Annotated in this window: 1 protein-coding gene; it reads right to left on the bottom strand. The window is 45.5% G+C overall.

Features of this window, described 5'->3' with window-relative positions; all coding sequences use genetic code 11:
• Nucleotides 1-492, bottom strand: a 492-nt coding sequence (locus tag CIK04_RS26090) for a DUF5609 domain-containing protein (protein ID WP_176463436.1), incomplete at its 3' end; no start/stop codon positions are given.
• Nucleotides 493-601 lie beyond the last annotated feature (109 nt).

The following is a 601-nucleotide window of genomic DNA, read 5'->3' as shown; positions in this document are numbered from 1 at the left end:
GTCCGCGCCTGCTAATTTGCCGACTCGCTGACGCAGACTCTGCTCAAAATCGAGCTCACCTTGCATCGCGCGTTCTGTCACTTCGGCCACCTCTTCACCGACGCCCGCCAGTTTGGCGATCTCATCAATACACTCAATTTGTATTGCTGTGGAATCCATGTCTAACACAATTAGCCCAGGTTTAGAGAGGTCGGGCACATCGGTCAAGCAAGCGTAATCAAGTTGGAGCGCTTGAAGAATCTTTTCATGCTCTGGAGTCAGTTCTCCTGCCATGAGCGCCACYTCGTAATAGCCAACTTTCCAAGTATCAATAATCGGGTTACTAAGCCCCCGTAAAAAATCGATATCCTCAAAGTGTCCGGGCGCTAAATACTCGGCATAAACAATCCAGTTAGCTTTACTTTTGTCCCATTGCGTGGCAAAACGAGTTTCTGGCAAACGAGTTAACAGTTGTGTGTGCCTTCTAAATGGCAAGGTTTTTAACGCTTCCATGGTATTAATCCTTTATGAACCTTCACAAACGTTACCCTATTGCAATTTAAAAAGGCAAGCCCCAAACTTGTATTTATTCAGATATTAAAAGAGTTCATGTCGCGATATG

Source organism: Vibrio sp. 03_296 (assembly GCF_002265885.1).
The sequence above is the reverse complement of the archived record's forward strand: the minus strand, read 5'-3'. Positions and strand labels throughout refer to the sequence as shown.